Genomic DNA, 4787 nt, shown 5'->3' with positions numbered 1-4787 from the left:
CCCCAGCGACGCAACCGTTGCGCAGGCGGCTCTCCTGGACTGGGAATGAGCCGATCGGGGTGCCGTGTCCATGCTGTGGCTCGCCCTGCACTTCCCGTCCTTGCCGCTGGAAGCTCTCACCCGCGGGGCTGAAGCACCCGGTCCGACCGTCATCGTAAGCTCCTTGCCGCAGAACACCGCGGGCGCCCGGCTGGTGCTGGCCTGCAACGCCGACGCCACACGCGCCGGTATCCGCCCCGGCATGCCGATCTCCGCCGCCCATGCGCTTGCCCGCGGACTCGCGGTGCATGCCCGCGACAGTCAGCGCGAGCGTGAAACGCTCGCGCGCCTCGCCGCCTGGGCACTGCAATTCACGCCCACCTTGAGCCTCGATGAGCGTGCGACGGTGCTTGCCGAAATCGGTGGCAGCCTGCGCCTGTTCGGCGGGTTGTCGCCGCTTCTCGGTCAGGTGCGAAGCGGTCTTGCCGAACTCGGCTTCGACACCTTCATCGCCGTTGCCCCGACCGCCACCGGGGCTGCCCTGCTCGCCCGCGCGGGACTCGAACTCACGATGACCGATACGGCGCCGCTTCGCGATCACCTGGCGGCGCTTTCGATCGACCTGCTCGAACAGGATTCCACGGTCCTCGACGCACTGGCGAAGCTCGGCGTACGCACGCTGGGCGAGTGCCGGCGCCTGCCCCGCGATGGCCTTGCGCGACGCTTCGGCGAAAGCCTGCTCGACGAGCTCGACCGCGTGTTCGGCGACCGTCCCGATCCGCGCCCGCCATGGGTTGCGCCGGACGTCCACACCGTCCGCCTCGATCTGCCGTCTCCGGTATGTGAGGTGGCGGCTGTGCTTTTCCCGGCGAAACGCCTGCTGACCGAACTGTGCGGTGTGCTGGCCGCGCGCCGGCAAGGCATCGTGCAACTCTCGCTTGCCCTCGGCCACGAGGACCACGCGCCGACGCTCGTCCTGCTCTCGCTTTCCATGCCAAGCCGCGATCCTGCGCATTTGCTCTCCCTCCTGCGGGAGCGCCTTTCGACCGTCGAACTTCCCGATCGCGTCGAGTCCGTGTCGCTCACCGCAACAGAGACCCTGCAGCTTGCGCCGCGCAACTTCTCCTTCTTCGGCGACCGGAATGCGGCTGCCGAAAATCGCCTGGCGCTGGTGGAGCGACTGCGTGCGCGCTTGGGAGAAGCGGCGGTCTGCGGGCTCGCGCTCGTGCCCGACCACCGGCCGGAACTCGCGTGGCAGCCCGTCGAGCCGGGGCATGCCGAAGTCGTTTCGACGACGAATCCACGACCGCTGTGGCTGCTCGCTGCACCGAAACCCTTGCGCACGAATGCGGACGGCACACACCCGCCATCGCTTTCGATTCTCAGCGGTCCCGAACGCATCGAGAGCGGCTGGTGGGACGGCAACGACGTGAGCCGCGATTACTTCGTCGCCAGCAATACAGCCGGCGCGAGATTCTGGATCTTCCGCGAAAGAACCAGGGATCGCCGGTGGTTTCTGCACGGCGTATTCGCATGACATGATCCCTGCCTACGCCGAGCTGCACTGCTGCAGCAATTTCTCCTTCCTGCGCGGGGCGTCGCACCCGGAAGAGCTGGTGGAGCGCGCCCACGCGCTCGACTATGCGGCGCTCGCCATCACCGACGAATGTTCGCTCGCCGGCGTCGTGCGCGCTCACGTGGCGGCGAAGGAGCGCGGGCTCAAGCTCATTGTGGGAGCGGAGTTCGCGTTGCCGGGGGAGGGGAAAGAGGAAGGAGGGAAGCGAGGGGCGAGAGACGAGTCCTTCCCGCCCCCCTCTCCCGCTTTCCGTGTCGTCCTGCTCGCCACCGACCGCGAAGGCTACGGCAATCTCGCCGAACTCATCACCCGCGCACGGCGCAATGCCGCGAAGGGTGAATACCGACTGACCCGGGACGATCTTGCGGACGGCATGCCGGGTTGTCTCGCGCTGCTCGTGCCCTCCCCCATCTCACCTCATCCCTCACACATCGCACCTCTGGCCTTCCTCGCGGAGCGCTTTGCCGGTCGCGCATGGATCGCGGTGGAACTGCTCGCCGGTGTCGATGATCGCGAACATCTCGCGCGCCTCACCGAACTCGGCAGGCAATACGACCTGCCGCTCGCAGCCGCAGGCGACGTGCACATGCACGCGCGCGCCCGACGTCCACTGCAGGACGTATTGACCGCGATCCGGCTCAGGACCCCCGTCGCCCAGGCCGGTCACGCGTTGCATCCCAACGGCGAGCGACATCTGCGCCGGCGCGAGATCCTGGCCCGCCTCTATCCGCCGGCGCTGCTCGTAGAAACGGTGAAGATCGCCGAACGCTGCATCTTCTCTCTCGACGCCCTGCGCTACGAGTATCCCGAGGAGATCGTGCCGGCTGGCATGACGCCGATCGCGTATCTGCGCCGGCTCACCGAGGAGGGCCTGCGCCGGCGCTTTGCGGGTGGAGCACCGCCGCACATCCACGCCCTCGTCGCGCACGAGTTAGCCCTCATCGAGGAAAGCGCCTACGAACCCTTCTTCCTCACGGTGTACGACGTGGTCAAGTTCGCGCGCTCGCGCGGCATCCTCTGCCAGGGCCGCGGGTCGGCCGCGAACTCCGCCGTGTGCTACGCCCTGGGCATCACCGAGGTCGATCCCTCGCGCATGTCGATGCTGTTCGAGCGCTTCATCTCGCGCGAGCGCAACGAACCGCCGGACATCGACGTCGACTTCGAGCACGAACGGCGCGAGGAAGTGATCCAGTATCTCTATGGGAAGTACGGCCGCGACCGCGCAGCGCTCGCCGCCACCGTCATCACCTATCGCCCGAAGAGCGCGGTGCGCGATGTCGGCAAGGCGCTCGGGCTCTCGCTGGAGCAGGTCGACCGCCTCGCGCAGGGCATGACGTGGTGGGACGGCGGGAATGTACGCAGGGAGCGCCTGGTCGAATCCGGCTTCGATCCGGACAACCCGCACGTCGCGCGTGTGCTCGGGATCGCGAATGCGCTGATCGGCTTCCCGCGCCATCTCTCGCAGCACGTCGGCGGTTTCGTGATTGCACGCGGACCGCTGTCGCGCCTGGTGCCGATCGAGAACGCGGCGATGCCGGAACGCACCGTGATCCAGTGGGACAAGGACGATCTCGATGCGCTCGGCATGCTCAAGGTGGACGTCCTCGCGCTCGGCATGCTCACCGCGATACGCCGCGCGCTGGAACTCATCGGTTGCTACCGCGGTGCGCCGATGGCGCTCGCCGACATTCCGCCCGAGGACCCGCAGACCTACGAGATGATCCAGTGCGCCGACACGATCGGCGTGTTCCAGATCGAATCGCGGGCGCAGATGGCGATGCTGCCACGGCTTAAGCCCGCCAATTTCTACGATCTCGTGATCGAGGTGGCGATCGTGCGCCCGGGCCCGATCCAGGGCGGCATGGTGCATCCGTACCTGCGGCGCAGACAGGGCATCGAGCCCATCGACTATCCGAGCGATGAAATCAAGGCAGTGCTCGAGCGCACGCTTGGCGTGCCGATCTTCCAGGAGCAGGTGATGCAGCTCGCGATGGTCGCTGCCGGGTTCACGCCGGGCGAGGCGGATCAACTACGCCGTTCCATGGCGGCATGGCGACGCAAGGGCGGCCTGTGGAAATTCGAGCAGCCGCTCATCGAGGGCATGCGCAGTCGCGGCTATCCGGAGGAATTCGCGCGGCGCATCTTCGAACAGATCAAGGGCTTCGGCGAATACGGCTTCCCCGAGTCGCACTCGGCGAGTTTCGCGCTGCTGGTGTATGCCTCGGCGTGGCTCAAGCGGCACGCGCCGGCGGCCTTCTGCGCCGCGCTGCTCAACAGCCAGCCGATGGGCTTCTACGCGCCGTCGCAGATCGTGCAGGACGCGCGCCGGCACGGCGTCGAGGTGCGCGGCGTCGACGTGCTGGCGAGCGAGTGGGACTGCACACTGGAGGCAGGTGGGGCGGAAGGCGACAGGCGGGAGGCGCAGCTGTTTACCCCTTCACCCCTTCACCCCTTCACCTCTTCACGATCTTCTCCTCCTGCCGTCCGCCTCGGCCTGCGCATGGTGAAAGGGCTCTCGCAGGCCGCCGCGGAGCGCATCGTCGCCGCGCGGAAAGAGCGTATGTCTCACGCCTCATCCCTCACGTCTCACCCTTCGAACGAAGGGCCTGCTCCGTTCGAAGATGTAAATGATCTCGCCCGCCGTGCCGGGTTGATTCGGCGCGACCTCGAATGCCTTGCTGCTGCCGGTGCGCTCGCCTCTCTGGCGGGCCATCGCCGGGCCGCGTTCTGGCAGGTGACCGGCATCGAGCCGCTGCCGCCGATCCTCGCGGACACGCGCTTCATCGAGGCGCCGGCGTCGCTCGTGGCACCCACCGAAGGCGAAAATCTGGTGGCGGACTACGCAACCCTGGGCCTCACGCTCGGTCGCCATCCGCTCACACTACTGCGCAGTCGGCTCCGCCGCATGCGTCTCGTCACAGCGGCGGAACTCAATCGCCTGCCTCGTGGAAGCGTCGCGCACACCGCGGGCATCGTTACCTGCCGTCAGCATCCCTCCACCGCGAGCGGCGTCACCTTCGTCACCATCGAAGACGAAACCGGCTGCGTGAATGTCGTGGTGTGGCGTGCACTCGCGGAACGGCAGCGGCGCGAGCTGCTTGCGTCACGACTGATGGGGATCGCCGGTACCATCGAGCGTGAGGGCGAGGTCGTGCATCTGCTGGCGGGGAAACTGTTCGATCACACGGCGCTGTTGGGGCAGCTCGTCACGCGATCGAGAGATTTTCATTAG

General features: G+C 67.3%; 2 protein-coding genes. Both read left to right on the top strand.

Annotation, left to right across the window (positions count from 1 at the left end):
- The first annotated feature begins 64 nt into the window (after window positions 1–64).
- Entirely contained in the window at window positions 65–1516 is a 1452-nt protein-coding gene (locus JNK68_14820; GenBank protein MBL8541618.1) for a DNA polymerase Y family protein, read from the top strand.
- A 1-nt stretch (window position 1517) separates the two neighbouring features.
- Complete coding sequence (locus JNK68_14815) at window positions 1518–4787, top strand: error-prone DNA polymerase (protein ID MBL8541617.1); 3270 nt, start codon at window positions 1518–1520, stop codon at window positions 4785–4787.

The sequence above is a fragment of the Betaproteobacteria bacterium genome (assembly GCA_016791345.1).
GTDB lineage: Bacteria > Pseudomonadota > Gammaproteobacteria > Burkholderiales > JAEUMW01 > JAEUMW01.
This window is presented reverse-complemented; position numbering and strand designations above follow the sequence as displayed.